The following is a 19,097-nucleotide window of genomic DNA, read 5'->3' as shown; positions in this document are numbered from 1 at the left end:
AAATCTGATGGAAGGTATCTTAGCAATTTGGCAGCGTGACTTAACGAAATTTTTTCGTGATCGAGCACGACTTTTCGGGTCATTCTCGATGCCGATATTATTTCTGCTTATATTCGGTGGTGGCTTAAGTGGAACAATGGAAACCATGATGTCTGGCGGTTTTGGAGAAGAATCTAGTGGATTTAATTATGTCGAATTTGTATTCCCTGGCATTGTCGCTATGACTTTATTGATGACAGCGATATTTTCCGCCATGTCTGTGATCGAGGATAAAAACTATGGATATATGAAAGAAATTTTGGTTTCACCGATTTCACGTGTAAGTATTGCTGTTGGGAAAATGTTAGGAGCAGCAACTGTTTCAACCATTCAAGGTGTTATTTTGTTTTTGCTTATCCCTTTTTTAGGGTTATCCTACAGCATTATTTCACTGATTCAAGTCATTCCATTTATGTTCTTACTTGGTGCGGCATTATCAGGTGTGGGCTTGTTATTTGCTAGTATGATTAAATCGACACAAGGATTTCAACTGATTGTGCAAATTATCGTCATGCCGATGATATTCTTATCTGGTGCCCTATTTCCTGTCAGTAATATGCCAGGTTGGCTCGATGTCATTGTCAAATTGAATCCTGTTACATACGGTGTCGACGTGATGAAGAAAATTATGATTGACGTAGATAGTCTACCTCAAACAGTACAGGAAACAATGGGCTTACATATTACCGTCTTTGGCAGAACTGTATCTGTGTTTGAAGAAATCTTATTTATTTTAGCATTTGCTGTTATCTTTGTCGCGATTGCAACCATTAGTTTTAAACGAGCACATGCGTGAAAAAACCGGTCTTTGTCCGGTTTTTTCTTGTTACATGCTCTCCACTTACTTTTATTCCTGCTTTCTTTGCCAATAATAAATCGCCAGTTGTGTTCGATCACGAATTTCTAATTTATCTAAAATTATAGAGAGCATATTTCGAACAGTTCCAACACTTAGAAAAAGTTGTTGAGCTATTTCTTTGTTTGACAGACCTTGAGCAACTAATTCAGCAATATCTGACTCTCGCGCAGTTAAACCTTCCAGTGCCTTTTTATACATTCAATTGGTTAGTATTAGGTATGATATTGCTACTAGTCGGAGCATCTTCATTCTTGATTACAAGAAAAAAGCTTAAACCATAATTAAATCGGAACAAAAGGTCCATCCCTTTGTTCCGATTTTCTACCTAATCGCTCAAGAAAACAATCCCTAAAAAAGGCATACTTTTGCTCATTATTGCATCTAAAAAAAGGAATTTAAAAATTCGACTTTTATTCTACTTGTTGAGTGTGCTCCTTCTATACTAGTCATCCTTCAAAATCTCATACAAAAACCGTTCCCGATGTTCTAAAAAATAACGCGTGATTTGATAATGGTCCGTATCCTCATAAGCAACTTCCTGAATACGATCATCATCAAAACTAAAAATGGTCGCCTCCGGATACCCTAACAGCATCGGCGAATGGGTTGCAATAATAAATTGACTATCGCCATTTGCTGATAAATCATGCAATATCCTTAAGAAAGCAAGTTGTCGCTGGGGGGACAATGCAGCTTCCGGCTCATCCAATAAATAAATCGCTTGTTGATGAAAGCGATGTTGAAACAATGATAGAAAGGACTCACCGTGTGACTGATGATGCAGCGACTTGCCGCCATAAGACAAGTCACCTCCATCAAGAGAATCAATATGGGTAGCAAAATGATGAAACGTTTCTGCTCGCAAAAAGAAACCGTTTGTTACTTTAGGCATCCATGACAATGTAATATAATCCCCTAATGCTGACTGAGCTTCATGTACCTCAAAATAATTATTACGTCCCCCACCAGCTGTATTAAATCCACATTTATCAGCAATAGCCTCTAGTAATGTTGATTTACCTGACCCGTTCTCCCCGACAAAAAAAGTTACATTACTGGTAATATCCAATTGCTCTAACCTTTTTATTACTGGGATAGTAAATGGGTAACGATCATCAATATTTTTATCTTTCTGCAGTGTAATTCGTTTTAAATACATATTCTCACCTCTTCAGGCTCTAGATTTCCCATCACGAAAAAAAGGTCACCTAACAAAATCTCGATGATTAAAAAGCCGACCGCTGGTATGATGACTAGATTGGACAACAATAAATTTCAAAAAATCGTCATTTGCTGAACCTACCCTTTTGTTAGATTATAATAAACAAAGGATGGATAATCCAGTTTATCCGTTCCACTGCTTGTGATCTAGAAATGAAACGAGGATTCTAGGCCAAAAAAATAATCCGCACTAGGCGAATTACCGAAAATATTTTTCTATATACTGTTGTTCTTCCTCTTCGGTATATAATCGTAATGCTCTGCCAACAGTCCCATTCTTTAGTTCCCAAATATAATTATGCACTTCTACCGCATTACTGAAATCACCGTTCTGCCAGGCTGTTAAAGCCTCCATATAAAAATCACGATGGGTAAAATCAGAGTTTTTTGCTGTTTCTAGCATTAAGTCTATTCGTTCATCCGTGATTTCTACAGCCCCCCATTTATCTTCAGCATGCACTTTTTGATGTGTCATATGATGTAAAGTATCCATAAAATTAGCTTCACTTTGAATACTGTCAGCGTTCACTTCCTGTACTTCTTCCTCGATATCTTCTTCACTAACTTCCATATCCACTTCTGCTGTCGTTTCTGCTTGTGGCTTCTCGTCATTTGCCACATCATCCTCAGATAGTAAAGCAAAAAGAATAAATATTGCAAAACCAAGAACACCAATAGCAAATCCAATAGCAACAATCCAGCCAATAATACCTATTAATTTACTTTTCATACCAATACCTCCATAATTAACATACCAAAAATATACAAAAAATCAAGTCTCTCTAATGTGTTGATTTTGGTTTTTGGTGGTAATACTTATGTAGGATGAATTATTTAAATGAGGAGTGGTTAAATGAGTAATGTAGTTCCTTCCGTTAAATTGCATGATGGTCTAGAAATCCCCGTTGTTGGCTTCGGTACAGCTAACATGAAAGGAAATCAAGGATCGACTGCTATTGCTAGTGCGATTTCAAATGGTTACAGGTTAATAGATACCGCTTATAATTATGAAAACGAAGGTGCGGTTGGCGAAGGTATCCGCAGATCTGGTATCTCAAGAGAACAACTACAAGTTGCCTCTAAACTGCCAGGACGTTATCACCAATATGACGAGGCTGTAGAAGCGATTCAAGAATCATTATTCCGTGCCAATTTAGATTACTTTGATTTATATTTAATTCACTGGCCAAATCCGAAACAGGATCACTATGTGGAAGCATGGCAAGCATTGATTGATGCTAAGAAATGGGGATTGATCCGCTCCATTGGTGTAAGTAACTTCTTACCAAAGCATCTTGAAAGATTAGAAAAAGAAACAGGCGTCCTCCCGAGCATCAATCAAATTGAGTTACATCCATTCTTTAACCAAGAAGAGCAACGAAAATGGCATGAGGAGCATGGTATTGTCACAGAATCGTGGAGTCCTCTCTATCGTGCCAAACATACGGTGGAGAATGAAACACTTCAATACGTTGCACATAAATATAACAAGTCTGTCGCACAAGTCATTTTGCGTTGGCATTATCAGCTCGGTGCTGTGACGATTCCGAAATCTACTTCACCGACCAGACAGGTTGAAAATATTTCTATCTTTGACTTTGCATTAGACTATGAAGATATGGAAATGATCGGAAAGCTAACCAAACCGGATGGCAGAATTAACGATCAGAATCCGGCGGAATATGAAGAATTTTAAACCAATCAAATACTACTAGTTCATACAAAGAGGGTGTCACCTAAACTTAGGGGCACCCTCTTTCATTCGGCACTATTTTCCTTTATACTTTTCCTCTGATTGTGAAGTGTTTTGGCTATTTTTCTTATCTTTGAGGTTCTTCTCTTCAATTTCCAAATCTCTTAGCGGGATATCATCGACTAGTTGTTGTTCCTTAAACATATACAGTTCTGGACGCTTCTCATCGTTAACACTTTTTCGTTTGTTATCGACCCTTTCTTTATGCTCTACTTGTTTATTTTTACGTTCCTCCCCCATCATTAGCACCTTCCTTTTTTTATTGTATGATCTGGATGTTGGTAATAATGATATTGCTTTGTGGCAGAGCCGGGATATCATTCATACTGTAATCGAAATCCTGTTCAGGAAAATCGAATGAAATCTCCTTACTGAAAAAGTTTACCGTTTCATGTAAGATGTCGATCGTAATCCACTCGCCTGCACAGCGGTGACCGATATCAAATTCACCACCCCCTTGTGGAATGAACGAAAATGGATTGCTTTGCCAGTTCTGAAAACGCTCTGACTTAAACCGATTTGGCTCTTCCCAGATAACAGGGTCATGATTGGTACCATATAAATCGAGCAATGTAAGCGTCCCTTTTTTAAATTCGTAATTATTCCAAGTAAAGTCTTGTTTTACCCTTGCAGCTGTAAAAGGGAAGAAAGGATAAAAACGACGTACCTCCTGAATGAATTCGCGGCCATTCCCTTCACGAATACGTTCGGCTTCAGCTGGATAATCATGCATCGCTAATAGCGCAAAATCTATATAAACAGCTATGGCAACGATTGGTCTTAGTAAATTCAATAACTCCACCGCAACGATTGCAGGTTTTAATAATTCTCCGTTAGGATCTTTATGCAAAGAAAATTGATATAGGGCACGGTCTTGATCCACTTTTATCGTTGCTTTGCGAACCTGTTGAACGAGATCTTCCAGCCATTCCTCTGCCTTTTGTCTTGATCTTCTTGCCTTCCAATGCTTTGGTCCCACATCTGCTGCATGTTCGAACAAATCACTAAACTCATCGACCCATTGATCTGCTTCTTCCTTTTGAAGAGGGACTCCCGTCCATCGTAAAGCAATTCGTGTCAATACACGCTTAGCCGCTTCATATACATTCACCTCATGCTGTGTATCAAATAATTGATTTTTCCATTCTTCTCGTGTTAATTGGCGAATTTCTTCTAATGTATCGTCCGTCATGAGCGACATAAACATTGCTTTGCGGTAACGATGGTCTAGATCATCCAGCCCCTGTACTCCACCTTTACCAAAGAGTGTTTTCTGGATTCGACCAGGTGCTGCATTCTTACGCTGAAATTTTTCATTATCGTAAAACAATTTTGCTTCCTGTTCGCCAACTAAACAGATCGCCTTTTCACCGAGCAGCCTTGTTTCGAAAATTCGCGAATCAAATTTATTGGAACGATTCATAATGAAATAATAGCCTTCTTTTAACAGATCTAAAGTATGGTCTAATCCTTTTTCTTGTGGTAGTTGTTGATGATCTGACATTTTTAGCCCTCCAGGATCTGATTTACTACAAACATTTTTCCCTAATATTCATTTTTAAAACAGACATAATGGAAAAGACCATACCTGTTATCTAATATGTCGGCCAACCTTGATTATCCCAATATAAATCGTTTATTAATAATCGTGGTAAACCGTTACTGTCTGCATCATATGCATGACGTACAAAAATATTATTATTGTATACATCTTGATGTCCGGGTCCAATCCACTTGTCGTTACCACTATCAAAAATAGTGCCTCCACCATATAACATATCCTGACCTAATTTATCTACATATGGACCTGTTATGTTGGAAGAACGACCTACGGCAACTTTATACGTACTGTCCAAACCACTACAACATTTATCAAATGAAACAAATAAATAATAATAACCGTCTTTATAAGTAATACTTGGTGCCTCAATTGCACCTTCTGGATGATCAGGTCTTGCTGCAATCGAATATAGCTGTCCTGTCGGTTTCATCGTATTAGCATCTAATCTCGTAAGTTTAATACCACTCCAATAGGAACCAAAGGATAGCCAAGGGTTGCCATATTCATCAATTACCAAATCACCATCAATTGCATTAAAATTATCTGACGTTGTTGAATGCACAACTATCCCATCATCTCGCCAGTTACCTGAAGCTATACTTTCTGTTGAAAGCAGACCGATTAACGATTGATTAGAACCAAAGGAAGATACGGAGTAATATAGCCAATAACGTCCGTTATAATATTGAATATCAGGTGCCCATTGTGCACTTGTATGATTTGGCACATAGTCGCTCCACCAGCTTAACGGTTCAGGAAATACCACTGGTGCTTCGTTCCAATTCAATCCGTCTTGAGAATATATAACTCTTATTCCATTGCCATCTTCTTCTCCAGTCCCAAACGTCCACCATGTATCTCCCTCTTTGATGAGAGACGGATCATGAATCATCGGATGTTCATCCATTTCCCAAAACGCTGCTGAAACGGATACGCTTGAAACTCCGAAAAACACAACACTAAACAACAACACTTTCCAATAACTTTTCAAACTCATATACTCCACTCCTTAACTTTATTATTAAGTATACGCTTACATTTTTGACGATGTTAACCGCACACTTATTTAAAATGAATTATAACACTATTTGCAGTATATGTTAATTATTGGTGCCAAAAATACTTCTTAAGAACTAATATCAATAGGACATTTATTCCATAATATATCGTGAGGCTATGATCAGCGGGGTTTTTACCCACACTGATCATTAGCCAAACTTATCAAAGTGTATGTCCTCAAGTGTTGCTAACCTATTTTGACTTTTGTTTTTTAGCATTTAATAATCGAGCCATTTTTTCCTCTCTGCTTTCGCTTTCTTTATTAGATGTATCGCTTGAGCGTGTTTGCTTAGTTTTTACTAATGGTACTTCATTTCTCTTAGGTCGCACCTGTTTAGTTGGAGAAGTCGTTTTTTTCGATGATGCTTGTTTTAATTGACTTAGTTGTCTCGACCTTTTTTGCGTGACTTCATTCACCTTATTTCGCCCGTCTTGAAAACGTGAACTTATTTTCGTTACAAAAGCAAAATTGAATCGGAACCGTCTAACTGCTACATCTAACATAAATAACAATAATGCCATTGCCAACAAGTAATAAAATAGATCCCGTTCATCATAACGAGGAGGTAAACCTTCCGAAGAAAAAACATTGTCTAAATCTTCGACAACTTTACCACCGCCTGCAGATGCTATTTCTTCGATTACATGTTCGTTAGTGGGGGTAAAAGTATATTCCTCTGAGTAGGGAACAACTACTCCAGTTTTAAATGAACTGACAATTTCTCCATTTTCTTGTTCTGTAATTTGCAGAAAATAAACACCAGATTCATTTGCTTCAAAACTACCCTGATACTCCCCAGGAGCTTTCGGTAGTAAGTTGAATTCCACTTCTTCCCCTGTTTCACTAACTAGGTTGGCATTAAGGTTGGCAGCATCGTTGGCAGCAGCTGTTACGTTTAACGTTACTTGATTTCCTTCGATCTCTTTTGATACTTGATAGGACTCTTTTTGATATTGTGGAAAAGTCCAAGTGACCATATCATTCCAAAGGGCAGACCAATTCTCCCAATTCGGCCAACTACCTGCCCATTCACCAGACAAGTCTGATGTCCAAGCAATCGTCTTACCTAATCCATACTGCCACCTAGCAAGGACTGGATCATTTTTCTCACTTGCTAAAACTTGTTGGGCTCGGCTTTTTGGAGTTGTGGCAATATAGGCATTCATTTGTGGGACCGCCTCTTCAAAATGGGCTCCCCATTCATACCCATTAACTAAAGATGGATAAAAAGGATCGTCTTCAATATATGTTTGGGTTACTAAGGATGTTTCCCTCGATAAAATCGTTGGAATACTAGAGTTATTTTGTACTTCATAAAAACGACCGCCACCTAACTCTGCCATTTCTTGTAACAACGGTCCATCTGCTTCTGTTCCTATCGCTACTGTAGATAATGTAATACCTGATCCAAAAGCTTCTTCAATCATTTTTTGATAATTGATCGTTGTGGCCGATTGACCATCCGTTAATAAAATCACATGCTTCCGCTTTACATCTAATGGCTTCATTTGATCATAAGATTGTGATAACGGTGTAAATATATCTGTTCCGCCACTTGCTGTTATCGATCGAATTTCATTTAATACTTCTTCCTTATCATTAATTGGTCCCAGTTCTACTACTTCCCACGGTGCTCCATCAAAAGCAGTGACACCGAGCGTATCTTCCTCTCTCAACAACTCTACCGATCGTGCTGCAGCTTCACGAGCTAACGCCATTTTATTTCCCGACATACTGCCTGACTTATCAAGCACAATAGATAGACCTAATGAAGGAAGTTCCTTTTCCCCTTTTAACTCCATATCAACTGGCAATATTTGTTCAATTGGTGTTTTAAAATAGCCTCCAACACCAAAGGATTGATCACCACCTGTCATCACGAAACCAACTCCAAAATCTTTTACCGCACGTTCGATTAGCTCCATTTGCTGGCCAGTAATCGTATGAGCAGATACATTACTGAATATAATAGAGTCATACTTTAAATAATTACTTAATTGCCCAGGCAATAACTCTGGTGAAATGATTTCTACTTGTATAGCTGAAGCATCTAGTGCATTTTCCATGTTAGCTGCTGCGCCACTATTTCCCTCTACAATCAAAACATTTGGAACACCTTTGGTTTCAGCAAAGGCTGACAACTGATTGTTTTCGATCACTTGATCCTCTTCACTGACAATTTCCGCACGAAATGTATGAAATCCATCTGTTGAAATCAGATGATTAAATGACAATTGATTGCTTCCTTCGTTCAAATCAACGTTTTGATCAATAATAGTTTGCCCATCCATCATGATTCTTACTTGAGTTGTCGTATTGATGTTGCTATCGATTTTCATCGAAAGTGTCGCTTGTTCACCTAAGTAAATATTTTCTGGTACATCAAAGGAAGAAATTGCAACGTCCTCCTTGTAAGCAGGTGAAAATGGTAGAACATCGACAATATAATCCTGTCTATGCAAATAGCTTGCTTGTCTGATAGCATCATTGATATTTTCATTTCCATCTGTCAGTAACACCACTCGACCTCTAACATCTTGTGAAAACAGACTTCCTGCAAGCTGTAGACCTGAGGCCAAGTTCGTATAAGAACGATTGACAGCTGTTTGAAATGACTCAATACGATTTACTTGACTAGATAAAGGTGTTTCCACAACTGCTTCTCTACCAGTAGACACTATACCTGTTTGATCCTCTGGTGCTTTAGCTTGAATCGCAACATTGACCTGATCTAACACCGTTTCCTCTTTTTCAACCATACTATGTGAGGAGTCCACAACAAAAACAGTTGCTATTTGTTGAATCGGCGATAAGATTTGCATACCTGCTAACGCTAAAATAATTAAGGTGAAAACTAAAGTGCGCAAAACTAGCAAGACAATTTTCCTTCCACCAGAAAGTAATGCATTTGAGCGGCCATATAAATAAAGAACGGCAATCATTGGAATCAATCCCAGAAGCCATATGGGATTATCGACCTGTAATGCCACGTCGATACACCTCCCACTCTATAAACAATATCAATAAAGCTACTACAGCAAATATTTTCCACATTTCTTGTTTGGATAGCTCCGCTGTCATTTCTTCGTCCCCTTCTCCACTAATAGAAAAGGATTCAGCTGTTGCGCTTGTTCTTTCTTCCTGATCCAACTGCACAACAAAGTCACGTTGAATAGAACCAGCATCTGTGTTTTCATGAAGCCGATAGATTCCTGGTTTACTAGGTATTGTTATTTCCCGTTCACCAAGCTCTAATTGTTGCACTATTTCACCGTCCAACTGTTCAATTGTCGCTTCATTTGTCGTTGGGGAAAGATTGATCTCGATCGTCTCTTGTGGTGTATAATATCCTAAAGTTGATCCACTTCCTATTAATTCGGTAATACTATTAGCTATCAAAATAGGAAAATCTGGTTGCAAAGGCCAGTCCGAATCTTGAAAATCAAAGGCAAAAAAAATCATCGGATCGTCTTCATAGAATCCTTGCGCGATGATAGTCTGGTCCCCACTTTGTACAAGTGGTTGTAAATCGTGCCAATTCTCAACGGGAAAAGCCTGTCCTAAATATACGTTACGCATATCGGTAAAAGATAACAACGGTGTATCACCAGCTTGCTTTAAGCCAAAGTCTAATTCCTGTTTATCTTTTACTGCAAAAGGTCCTCCAGTTACAGGAGAAATAACTAGCTTAGGACCAACAGGCCATTGATCTGCTTCAACACCAGCTAAAAGGTAAATATTCTCTGCTTGATGTTCTGGAAATGCATACTCTCCATTTTCAGCCTTTGTTATCGTCGTAACATTGTGTCCAGCTGATAGTATTGCTTGTTCGATAAACGGATTGGCCTCCCCTGCTACATAAATAGATGGGGACTCTTGTTTAGGTAATAAAGCATACATAAGATTATCAAGCGGATAAGCATCTTCTTCTATTTCCACTTGGTAATAATCATGTTCAGGTAACTGATCGACTCGAATCGTTTGTTGTCCATTTGCTGAGATATCCTCGGTTACTTGTTTTAACACATTGTCTTCATGACTTATTGTTAGCATAACCTCGGAAGATTGTGTTGATTGATTTGCAACGTTTATAATCGCAGATACGTAATCATCTCTTTGCTTTACCCCAAACGTTTGCAGAGAGATATTTTTAGCGACTTCATCACTATTATGAACGGTAACAGGTTGAGTCAGATGTTGATCAGCTATACTTTCTTTATCTAAGCTATCCGTATAAATATGTATCTCACCTGTTCCCTGTTGAATCAAAGATTGTGCTAGTTGCAAACTATCTTGAAGATTTTCAGTCTGATAGGATACCTCTAACTCTCTGATGTAATCACGAACAACATGATGATCTGTCTGATTAGCTGTAAGTATGACCGGATCTTTCTGAGCATGTATCACACTCACCTGATGCCCAATCCCTAACTGATCAATTAATTTCTCTGCTTGCTCTTTCGCTTCCGCTAACCTTGTCATTCCGTTTTTTTCCATCATCATTGTCGCAGATGTATCAAAGACAATCACCAAATGGTCACCACTTACCCTTTCACTTTCCAGATAAGGACGCGTGAGCGCAAAAATAAGAAATAATAGAATAAGAAGTTGCAACAACAAGAGGATGTTCTTCTGTAACTTGTGCCACCAATGATCTGATTCCCACTCTTGAAAGGTTCGTTCCCAAAGATAAATAGATGAGATGGTTTGTTGATCAAATTGCTTCTTAAAAAAATAAAATAAAAGTAATATCGGAATAGCACTAAAAAACCAGAAAGAAATTGGTGCTAAAAAACCCATCTCATCACCTCCTGAGCCATCCTTTATGCATCAATGTCGAAAAAATCGTTTCTTCTAAACTATGGGATGTAGGGCAAACAACCAATTCCATCCCTCGCCTTTGACAAAACGACTTGATTTCGTTGGTGTGATTGTCAAATAATTGCTTGTATTGATCAATTACCTTTCGGGACATGGATATTTCTCGTTGTTTCGTCGTCTCAATATCAATCAGTTGTAAATCACCTACATAATCAGGATTCATTTCTTGTGGTAACACAACTTGCAAAAGTAAAACTTGCTGCCGACGCGCCTGCATTTGTTTGAGTACCAAGAACAAATCATCTGGATCATCCAAAAAATCACTAATCAAAATAGTGAGACTCCTTTTTTTCCATGTGTTAGATTTTTTGATTAGTTGCTGTCCAAATCGTTCATCACCAGATGCAATCGATACTTGATCGACAAAATCAATAACATCGTTGATCATGGCTTTTCCTTTCGTATCTGGATAGGATTTGGCAGCAGAAGCAATCGGGATAACACGTAAACGATCTGAATTCGCTAAGGTTAAAAAACTGCATGTTGCTGCAAGTTGTTTGGCTCTAAGCCATTTTTCATTTACTATTGCCATCGATTTCGTACAATCTAAATAAATCGAAACGGAAAGCTCTTGCTCATCCAAAAAACGTTTAATATAAAACTTCCGTGTTCTTGCGAATGTATTCCAATCGATCTGTCTTAAGTCATCTCCTGGACTGTACAAACGATAATCGGAAAACTCTAATGATGAGCCAAGCCTTTGTGACCGACGTTCACCTTTATGACCTCCCCGAACTATTCGCTTGGAGGTGAGTTTAAAGTTAGCAAGCCGCTTCGTTAAAACTGGTGATAGAAGTGCGCTCATCGGATCACAACCTTTCTTTTTGGGGTAAGCATATCATTTTTTTCGTGCATCCCCTTCAACAGATTTAAGCAATTCTTTGATCAGATCATCTTTATCAACTTGTGCAGCTTCCCCTTCAAAATTCAAAAAGAGGCGATGTCTTAATACCGAGTATGCTACCTGTTTGATATCACTAATTGATACATTGTAACGTCCATCAAATAAAGCCCGAACCTTTGCAATACCGATTAAACTTTGCATTCCTCTTGGTCCTGAACCGTAATCCACATATTTACTTACATTATCTGTTGCAAGTTCATGATCAGGATGTGTTGCCATGGTTAGATTTACTGTATAATCTAATACATTATCTGCTACCAATATGTATTTCGCTAGTTGCTGAACATGGACAACATAAGAGTCATCGACTATTTTTTCTAATGGGGGAACGGATGAACCAGTTGTCCGATTGGCAATTTCTTTTAATTCTTCACGAGTTGGATAAGGAACATTAATTTTCATTACAAAACGATCCATCTGTGCTTCTGGTAATGGGTAGGTTCCTTCCAACTCAATCGGGTTTTGCGTAGCAAGGACAAAAAATGGTTTTGGTAATCGGTGCATTTCTCCCATCACGGTCACCGTTTTCTCCCCCATCGCTTCAAGCAATGCACTCTGTGTTTTCGGTGTAGCACGGTTAATTTCATCCGCTAATACAATATTCGAAAAAATTGGTCCCTGATGAAATACAAAAAACTGCCCACCATTCTCGTTAGGTTGAATCATGTTAGTTCCCGTAATATCTGATGGCATTAAATCAGGAGTAAATTGTACCCGCGAAAATCTTAAGTCCATTACTTCTGATAATTTATGAACGAGCATTGTTTTCCCAAGACCAGGTAGCCCTTCTAATAACACATGCCCTTCAGCAAAGATCCCCCATAAGAGCTGTTCGATCACATCATCTTGCCCTACGATAAAGCGACGAATCTCCTTTTTGACTAATTCTATCTTTTCCTTTACTTCTATCAATTCTTGTTCATTTATTTCTTCCATGTTCAGTTCTCCTCCGCTGGCTTAATATCAGAAAAGTATTCCTTAATGATCTCTTGTAAATGGTCAGGATAATCGTTTCGATCTAACGCTTGACGGTACGTATTTTCATAGTGCTGATACACTTCTTCGTATGAACGAACTTCACCAGGCAGTATTGGTGCACTGGGAGCAATTTGTTGTTCACTAGGTCCAGAACTAAGCTCTCCATTATCTATTTCTTGATTTTGTTCACCATCTAAGTTTTGAGGTACCGATAGTTGACGATTACCATCGCCTAAACCAGCACCGTTACCAGCTCCTGATCCACTCCCTGAACCGGTTCCGGAGCCTGATCCATTCCCGGATCTGGAACCACTGCCACTACCTGAATTAGATCCACTTTCACTTCCAGATTGTGAACGAGAACCTTCTTGTTGATCATTCTCAGCTGATTGTCCACTTGCTTCAGAACTATTACCCGATGACGAACTTCCACTTGAAAAAGAGAGCGAACCAGGTGTAGTTATACCAGCCGTTGTCATTTGCTTATTCATATTACTTGCAAGCTGCTGTAGATTTTGTTGTGCTTCTGCAAGCATGGCTTCATTTCCAGCAGAATCTACTAATTCCTTTAGATCACCTTCCAAGTTTGAGATGAACTCTTCTAGTTGTTCCTTGGATAACGTTCCTTCCGCTAATGCTTCACTATCTTTTCCCATTGCGTCCGCTATGGACTGTAACTTTTCCTGTAATGCTTGTAATTCTTCCTCACTAAAATCATCCAATTGCTCCTGTAGTTCAGCCATCTGCTTTTCCATTTGATCCACATTACGATTACTGGTAGCTTGTGCAAGATTATTTAGCCCCTCTTGCCGCAATTGTTCGGATAACTGATTTAATTGATTTTGACTCGTTTCAGCTTCTTCTTTCAGTTCGTTCAGTTGTTCCTCTGCTTTTAACAGCTCTTTATTGATTTCCTCTGCTTGTTTAGCCTGATCCACTTCTTCAAGGAGTTCATCTAGCTCTTTTTCTGCTTCTTTACCAACTGCTTCTCTATGCGTTTCTGTAAACTGTTCAATATTTTCTTTGTTTTCTTCCACGATTTCGATTTCTTTTTCTTTGTCTTTTGCAGTTTCCATTACCTCATTAGGATATGTCATACCAAGGTATGAGAGTAATAGCAGACAGCCTGTAACGGCTAGCTTCTTCCATTGGAACCAATCGATCTTCTTTTGCTTAATAGCTGGTAAGACTTCCTTCATTTTGTTTAGCGTGTCTTTCCGTTGCAACTTGGCAATAGCCGATGTTTCATCCATAAAGTGATAAGTAGTCATTACCCGGTCATCCAAGTCCTGTTGATCCAACTTCCTAACTGCATCCAAATTGGTCGGTCTTTTCCATACAAGATATAGGAATAAAGCGACAATCACAATACCTATAGTAATAACGATTTTGTTCTCTAAAAAAGGAATAACAAAAAATCGACTAGCCAAAATCCATAACAAAGTAATACCCGCACAAGTTGTTAGTGCAAGATATAAACTATGAATCAATGCTTGGATCCATAGTTTTCTTTTCACTTCTTTTAGCAACCGAAAAAATTGATCGTGTTGGTCCATATATTATCCCTTCTTCGTGTTTTTTGACTTGGCTTTCATATTAGGTCTTAGTTTTTTAATTGCAATTAGTAAAGAAAGCAATGTAATCACCATATAAGCAATTGTGTAACCGAACCATAATGGCCAATTAATCCCTAATTGTTGAAATTCATACACAAACATATTCGATTGTAACGACGAAAACATCGAAACAGCCGGATTCAGTATTAACACAAAATATGGAAGTATATTGTTTTGTCCAGGGCCAGTTGTTCCTTGAAACCCTAAAATTAAGCGCAGCACAATAAAAAAAATAATCAACGTACCTACCAGTAGAAAAAGCATAACCCCATAAGTGGTAATCGTAGAGATAATGGTTCTTTTCAATATCGTCGAAAACATAATACCGATGCTTCCAATAGTCAGCATCGTTAACAATAAGAAACCAAACATGACAAATACCGTTTTGGGGGATACACCACCATAAAGAAAAACGATACTGTACAATGGTAAAGATGCCACTAGCATGAGAATTAAAAATAATATCGAGGAAAACAGCTTACTTAAGATAATTGATGTCGATGATTGTTGTGTCGTTAACATAATATTAAGCGTCTGCTTTTCCCTTTCTCCACTAATAGCACCTGCTGTCAGACCGGGAGTAATAAAGACAATTAATCCAAGCTGTCCCATCGAAAGCAGAATGAACAAATTTCTACTATCTGAAGCAGTAAAGCCATCGTGCGAAAACTGAGTTTCGATATAAATGAAAGCTAAACACACCGCTCCACAAATAGCTAGAAATAGCAAGATACCTAGGAAATTTTTAAACGAACGAAACCTTAATTTTATTTCTTTGTTTAAGACTGGGTTAATTAACACGGATTGTAATCGACTCATTTACTCACCTCCCTTAGTTATTTCCATAAAGATATCTTCTAAATTGGTTTGTTTTTGTGAAAGAGTTAAGATCGGTAACCCATGTTCAATCGCTTGTTGCAACAAGATCACTTGCTCATCTTCTGTTCCTTGATAAGATAACTGCAACAGTTGATTATCTTCTTCATCGTGCTCAACCTCAAGTACATTTGTATCATTTTCAAAAAAAGATATTGCTTGTTCTACATTTCCTTTCACTGTAACATGCAACACTTTTTGTGCTTGCAATTGATTTTCAATTTGATTTACATTACCATGGGCAATTAATTGACCGTGTTCAATAACTCCTAATTCATCACATAATTCTGATAATTCCGGGAGAATATGTGATGAAATGATGATTGTTTTATCCATTTTTTTCAGTTCTCTTAATATCCCTCTCATTTCAACTCTAGCACGCGGATCGAGACCAGAAGCTGGTTCATCCAGTATTAAAATATCTGGGTCATGAATTAATGCCCTTGCTAAGCATAAGCGCTGCTTCATTCCCCTTGATAACAAGTCAACATAGGCATCTATTTTTTCTTCTAGATTTACTAGTTCTAATAATTGTGGAATGATCGCTTTTCTTTCAGCACTTGGAATACCGTAGCTGGAACCATAAAAATCTAAATATTCATGTACTTTAAATTGATCATAAACTCCAAAGAAGTCAGGCACATACCCAATCGATTTACGAACTTGTTTCGGGTCTTTGGTAACATCATAGCCATTGATATATGCTGTTCCTTCACTCGGTCTTAGCAGAGTAGCTAAAATAGAGAAAGTTGTTGACTTACCAGCACCGTTCGGACCGACAAACCCAAATACCGTACCTTTATCTATGCTCAGATTAAGGTTATCAAGTGCTGTAAATGAACCATATCGTTTCGTTAAATTTTGGATTTCAATCATGGGTTTATCACTCCTTCCAACGTTACAGTTGGTACATCAATTGGACCATCTGAAGCCGCACTTACTTGAATGAGTATTTGACTTTGATTTAAATAATCTTCCGCAGTACTTTGATTATAAGTAGCGTAATTTTGATCGATACTGTCATAGGAATCACTTTGTTCGTTATATAAGGAGAATGTTAGTCCATTACGATTGTTTGGCAAACGGATAGCTAATTCATCCATTTGAAAAGAACGCTCACGTAATACTGTCGGAAGCTCATACGCTAATAAGTAAGAGCCAGTACTTACTTCAATGAACGGCTCTCCCTGTTCGATACCATTATGATAGATTTGTCCTTGTTCAATGGAAACGGTTGGTACTTGCAAATCCATGGATAAAGCACTCGTTTCATCATCTGAAAAATCAATCGCAGTTGGTTGCATGATCAGGTGATGATTGTTTTGATTCGTTTCATCTCCATTGATTGTTACCGGAACAAGTGAGTCATCTGCAAAGCCGATTAACATAGGAGTATTCACATTACGATCGATTTCATTGCGAATTGCAACAGATAGAAGTTCAGACTTTATTTGTTCGTCACTTTGTTGCCCTGTTTGACCAGGATGACCAAATAAGTTATATGTGACTTGTTCTGTTGGCTGTTGGAAATAGTCTTGATTTTCCACATTAAAATTTACTTCTTTTGTCTCACCAGCAGCTAATTTGCCAATTTCCTGATAGTTCTGACCACTAATTAAATAAACATCATGCAAATCAAATTCAAAATTACTGGTAAGTTGACCAGAAATAGTATCATTCGCAAACGAAAAACTAGATGAGATTTGACCATATTCTTTTATAGGCTGATTAAATGCTACACTTCGAGGTGACCAAAACTCAACTTGCTGAAAGTGTACGTTTTCCTTATTTTCTTCTGTTTCGAGAAAAGGTAGATCAGCATACGTTTTCTGCGGACCATATATATCCTCAGATGGTATTGGATGAAATGTAGGATCCATGGATAACGTGTAAGAGCCAGATCCTTTCGATAGCATTGATATAACTCCCTCACTGCTACCCATTCCCTGTTTATCTAAAGAAATCACAGACATTACATTCGTTTTGATAGCACCACCACGGTCTTTTGCCCCGATAGTATATAATCCAACGCTTGACACAATGGCAAAAACAGGAATAATAATCCATGCCCATTCCCGCTTATCCATTCGTTTTAATACAAAATAAAGGACTGGAATTATCGCTAACAGATATACTGTAAATAAAATAGCCAGTGTCGAAAAATTAAGGTTGGCTAAGGTTGGAAAAGTTCTAGAGATTTCCCTTAAGCGATCAACAGTGCGCATACCTATATTATTCATATAAGCATCGACATTACCGTTATCAGTTCCAATAGACTGCCATAATGGATCATGCCCTTGCCAATCAGCTAGTTGAGAAAGTCCTAAATCGAAAGCAACTTGTGTAACCGTTCCCTTTCCAATCCTCTTTTCCATGACTAACGGGATATCCCCCTCTTGATACAAGACAGCAGCTTCCTCATCGACTTCTCCCGTAAATAGCTCTATACTATCCGCTTCAATTGGTTCTTGAGATATAGCCTCAAATCCTAGTATCTGTTCAACCTCTTCTTGACCTGTAATGGTTAATGGCAATATATCTGCAAGTGATCCAAACTGTTGTTTGAGCCCTGGCTTACTGCCTGTAATAAGTGTTCCATCATTTTGCACCCATTCTTTAATCGACTCTTGCTTTTCTTTGGGCAATTGTGCAATTGAATAATCATTGACAACAAGTAAATCCAATATATCCAATCCTAACGAGTCATCAGTTATCAAACTTTCGTCTAAATTTATAACCTCTGGATCACTACCAAAAAAAGAAGTTAACTTTAAATAATTCAAGCTGTCAGGGCGATCAGAAAGTACACCAATTACTAACTTATCCGGTTGTATGTATGTAGGATTTAAGTCCAAATTAGAATCAAGAGTTACTTCATTCCCGTCTTTCCAATCCCCTTCATATAAGTGGAATAGCTGTTCATTTTGGTTAGCATTTGGTTGATAATGCATCATTTCTTGCATACCCTGTATAGAGAACGAAATAGTTTTAGTTGTCCCGGATGCAATGTCTACAGGTAGTACTTTGTTAACAACCGGAAGTGTGATAACCAAATCCCCGTTAAAATCTTCCTTATTGTTCGTAATCGTTAATGTAACTGGATATCCTTTACCCTCTTTCGCTTTTCCATCTATCCCTGCCTCAACTTTTATTTCCAATCTGTCCTGTTCATCGGCGTATGCTGTAGATGTATCGCTATAGGTTAAACACATAATAATGAGCACAAATAATCCAATGATATTAATTAGTCTCTTCATCTTCCTCCCCCTCTTATCTTTATAGACGAAAAAAAATAGATATAAGTTTCTTATTTCTGATCCAGAATGCTTTCTTGCTTTTTTTAAAAAGC

General features: G+C 38.0%; 15 protein-coding genes and 1 pseudogene. 2 read left to right on the top strand and 14 right to left on the bottom strand.

The window, feature by feature from the left end; all coding sequences use genetic code 11:
* Positions 1-7 precede the first annotated feature (7 nt).
* A complete protein-coding gene (locus J5J03_RS09025) occupies positions 8-835 on the top strand; it encodes an ABC transporter permease (RefSeq protein WP_208588840.1) in 828 nt (275 codons plus the stop codon).
* A gap of 51 nt (positions 836-886) precedes the next feature.
* Here J5J03_RS09025 and J5J03_RS09020 read toward each other — a convergent pair.
* The 3 genes and pseudogenes from J5J03_RS09020 to J5J03_RS09010 all read right to left on the bottom strand — a co-directional run.
* Positions 887-1,075 (bottom strand): annotated as a pseudogene (locus tag J5J03_RS09020) (response regulator transcription factor); the annotation flags it as partial.
* Positions 1,076-1,340: 265 nt separating this feature from the next.
* The gene (locus tag J5J03_RS09015; protein ID WP_208588838.1) at positions 1,341-2,057 is read right to left on the bottom strand and encodes an AAA family ATPase; all 717 of its coding nucleotides are present in this window, start codon (positions 2,055-2,057) and stop codon (positions 1,341-1,343) included.
* 261 nt (positions 2,058-2,318) lie between these two features.
* The gene (locus J5J03_RS09010) at positions 2,319-2,849 is read right to left on the bottom strand and encodes a DUF6241 domain-containing protein (RefSeq protein ID WP_208588836.1); all 531 of its coding nucleotides are present in this window, start codon (positions 2,847-2,849) and stop codon (positions 2,319-2,321) included.
* 123 nt (positions 2,850-2,972) lie between these two features.
* Between J5J03_RS09010 and J5J03_RS09005 the strand changes: the two genes are divergently transcribed.
* The gene (locus tag J5J03_RS09005; protein WP_208588834.1) at positions 2,973-3,815 is read left to right on the top strand and encodes an aldo/keto reductase; all 843 of its coding nucleotides are present in this window, start codon (positions 2,973-2,975) and stop codon (positions 3,813-3,815) included.
* Positions 3,816-3,887: 72 nt separating this feature from the next.
* Here the strand turns inward: J5J03_RS09005 and J5J03_RS09000 are convergent, their stop codons facing one another.
* From J5J03_RS09000 to J5J03_RS08950, 11 genes are all read right to left on the bottom strand, one after another.
* Entirely contained in the window at positions 3,888-4,112 is a 225-nt protein-coding gene (locus J5J03_RS09000; protein ID WP_208588833.1) for a hypothetical protein, read from the bottom strand.
* Between the two features lie 19 nt (positions 4,113-4,131).
* Positions 4,132-5,376, bottom strand: a complete 1,245-nt coding sequence (locus J5J03_RS08995; protein WP_208588830.1) for a cytochrome P450 — start codon at positions 5,374-5,376, stop codon at positions 4,132-4,134.
* Positions 5,377-5,467: 91 nt separating this feature from the next.
* On the bottom strand, positions 5,468-6,430 hold the full coding sequence (locus J5J03_RS08990; protein ID WP_208588828.1) for a glycoside hydrolase family 43 protein: 963 nt from the start codon (positions 6,428-6,430) through the stop codon (positions 5,468-5,470).
* Between the two features lie 254 nt (positions 6,431-6,684).
* Entirely contained in the window at positions 6,685-9,483 is a 2,799-nt protein-coding gene (locus tag J5J03_RS08985; RefSeq protein WP_208588826.1) for a VWA domain-containing protein, read from the bottom strand.
* Positions 9,464-11,293, bottom strand: coding sequence for a BatA domain-containing protein (locus J5J03_RS08980; protein WP_208588825.1), 1,830 nt, complete (start codon positions 11,291-11,293; stop codon positions 9,464-9,466). The genes J5J03_RS08985 and J5J03_RS08980 overlap by 20 nt, the downstream gene beginning before the upstream one ends.
* 4 nt (positions 11,294-11,297) lie before the next feature.
* Positions 11,298-12,179 carry a DUF58 domain-containing protein gene (locus J5J03_RS08975; protein WP_208588824.1) on the bottom strand — a complete coding sequence of 294 codons (882 nt, stop codon included), beginning with the start codon at positions 12,177-12,179 and terminating at the stop codon, positions 11,298-11,300.
* Positions 12,180-12,212: 33 nt separating this feature from the next.
* Positions 12,213-13,214 carry an AAA family ATPase gene (locus J5J03_RS08970; RefSeq protein WP_208588821.1) on the bottom strand — a complete coding sequence of 334 codons (1,002 nt, stop codon included), beginning with the start codon at positions 13,212-13,214 and terminating at the stop codon, positions 12,213-12,215.
* A 2-nt stretch (positions 13,215-13,216) separates the two neighbouring features.
* The gene (locus J5J03_RS08965) at positions 13,217-14,812 is read right to left on the bottom strand and encodes a hypothetical protein (RefSeq protein WP_208588819.1); all 1,596 of its coding nucleotides are present in this window, start codon (positions 14,810-14,812) and stop codon (positions 13,217-13,219) included.
* A gap of 3 nt (positions 14,813-14,815) precedes the next feature.
* Positions 14,816-15,691: an ABC transporter permease gene (locus J5J03_RS08960; RefSeq protein ID WP_208588817.1), complete on the bottom strand. Its 876-nt coding sequence runs from the start codon at positions 15,689-15,691 to the stop codon at positions 14,816-14,818.
* Entirely contained in the window at positions 15,692-16,624 is a 933-nt protein-coding gene (locus tag J5J03_RS08955) for an ABC transporter ATP-binding protein (RefSeq protein ID WP_208588816.1), read from the bottom strand.
* A complete protein-coding gene (locus tag J5J03_RS08950; RefSeq protein WP_208588815.1) occupies positions 16,621-19,005 on the bottom strand; it encodes a hypothetical protein in 2,385 nt (794 codons plus the stop codon). Before J5J03_RS08950 ends, J5J03_RS08955 begins: the two co-directional genes overlap by 4 nt.
* Between the last annotated feature and the right edge of the window lie 92 nt (positions 19,006-19,097).

Source organism: Gracilibacillus suaedae (genome assembly GCF_017599345.1).
Classification (GTDB): domain Bacteria; phylum Bacillota; class Bacilli; order Bacillales; family Amphibacillaceae; genus Gracilibacillus; species Gracilibacillus suaedae.
Note: the sequence above shows the minus strand (reverse complement) of the source record. Positions and strands in the feature narration are given on the sequence as shown.

What these genes read in the sequence shown, in the direction of transcription:
- J5J03_RS09005 (WP_208588834.1), top strand. Translation starts at nt 2,973, where the DNA reads ATGAGTAATGTAGTTCCTTCCGTTAAATTGCATGATGGTCTAGAAATC.
- J5J03_RS08995 (WP_208588830.1), bottom strand. Translation starts at nt 5,376, where the DNA reads ATGTCAGATCATCAACAACTACCACAAGAAAAAGGATTAGACCATACT.
- J5J03_RS08950 (WP_208588815.1), bottom strand. Translation starts at nt 19,005, where the DNA reads ATGAAGAGACTAATTAATATCATTGGATTATTTGTGCTCATTATTATG.
- J5J03_RS09015 (WP_208588838.1), bottom strand. Translation starts at nt 2,057, where the DNA reads ATGTATTTAAAACGAATTACACTGCAGAAAGATAAAAATATTGATGAT.
- J5J03_RS08965 (WP_208588819.1), bottom strand. Translation starts at nt 14,812, where the DNA reads ATGGACCAACACGATCAATTTTTTCGGTTGCTAAAAGAAGTGAAAAGA.
- J5J03_RS08975 (WP_208588824.1), bottom strand. Translation starts at nt 12,179, where the DNA reads ATGAGCGCACTTCTATCACCAGTTTTAACGAAGCGGCTTGCTAACTTT.
- J5J03_RS08980 (WP_208588825.1), bottom strand. Translation starts at nt 11,293, where the DNA reads ATGGGTTTTTTAGCACCAATTTCTTTCTGGTTTTTTAGTGCTATTCCG.
- J5J03_RS09000 (WP_208588833.1), bottom strand. Translation starts at nt 4,112, where the DNA reads ATGGGGGAGGAACGTAAAAATAAACAAGTAGAGCATAAAGAAAGGGTC.
- J5J03_RS09010 (WP_208588836.1), bottom strand. Translation starts at nt 2,849, where the DNA reads ATGAAAAGTAAATTAATAGGTATTATTGGCTGGATTGTTGCTATTGGA.
- J5J03_RS08955 (WP_208588816.1), bottom strand. Translation starts at nt 16,624, where the DNA reads ATGATTGAAATCCAAAATTTAACGAAACGATATGGTTCATTTACAGCA.
- J5J03_RS08970 (WP_208588821.1), bottom strand. Translation starts at nt 13,214, where the DNA reads ATGGAAGAAATAAATGAACAAGAATTGATAGAAGTAAAGGAAAAGATA.
- J5J03_RS09025 (WP_208588840.1), top strand. Translation starts at nt 8, where the DNA reads ATGGAAGGTATCTTAGCAATTTGGCAGCGTGACTTAACGAAATTTTTT.
- J5J03_RS08960 (WP_208588817.1), bottom strand. Translation starts at nt 15,691, where the DNA reads ATGAGTCGATTACAATCCGTGTTAATTAACCCAGTCTTAAACAAAGAA.
- J5J03_RS08990 (WP_208588828.1), bottom strand. Translation starts at nt 6,430, where the DNA reads ATGAGTTTGAAAAGTTATTGGAAAGTGTTGTTGTTTAGTGTTGTGTTT.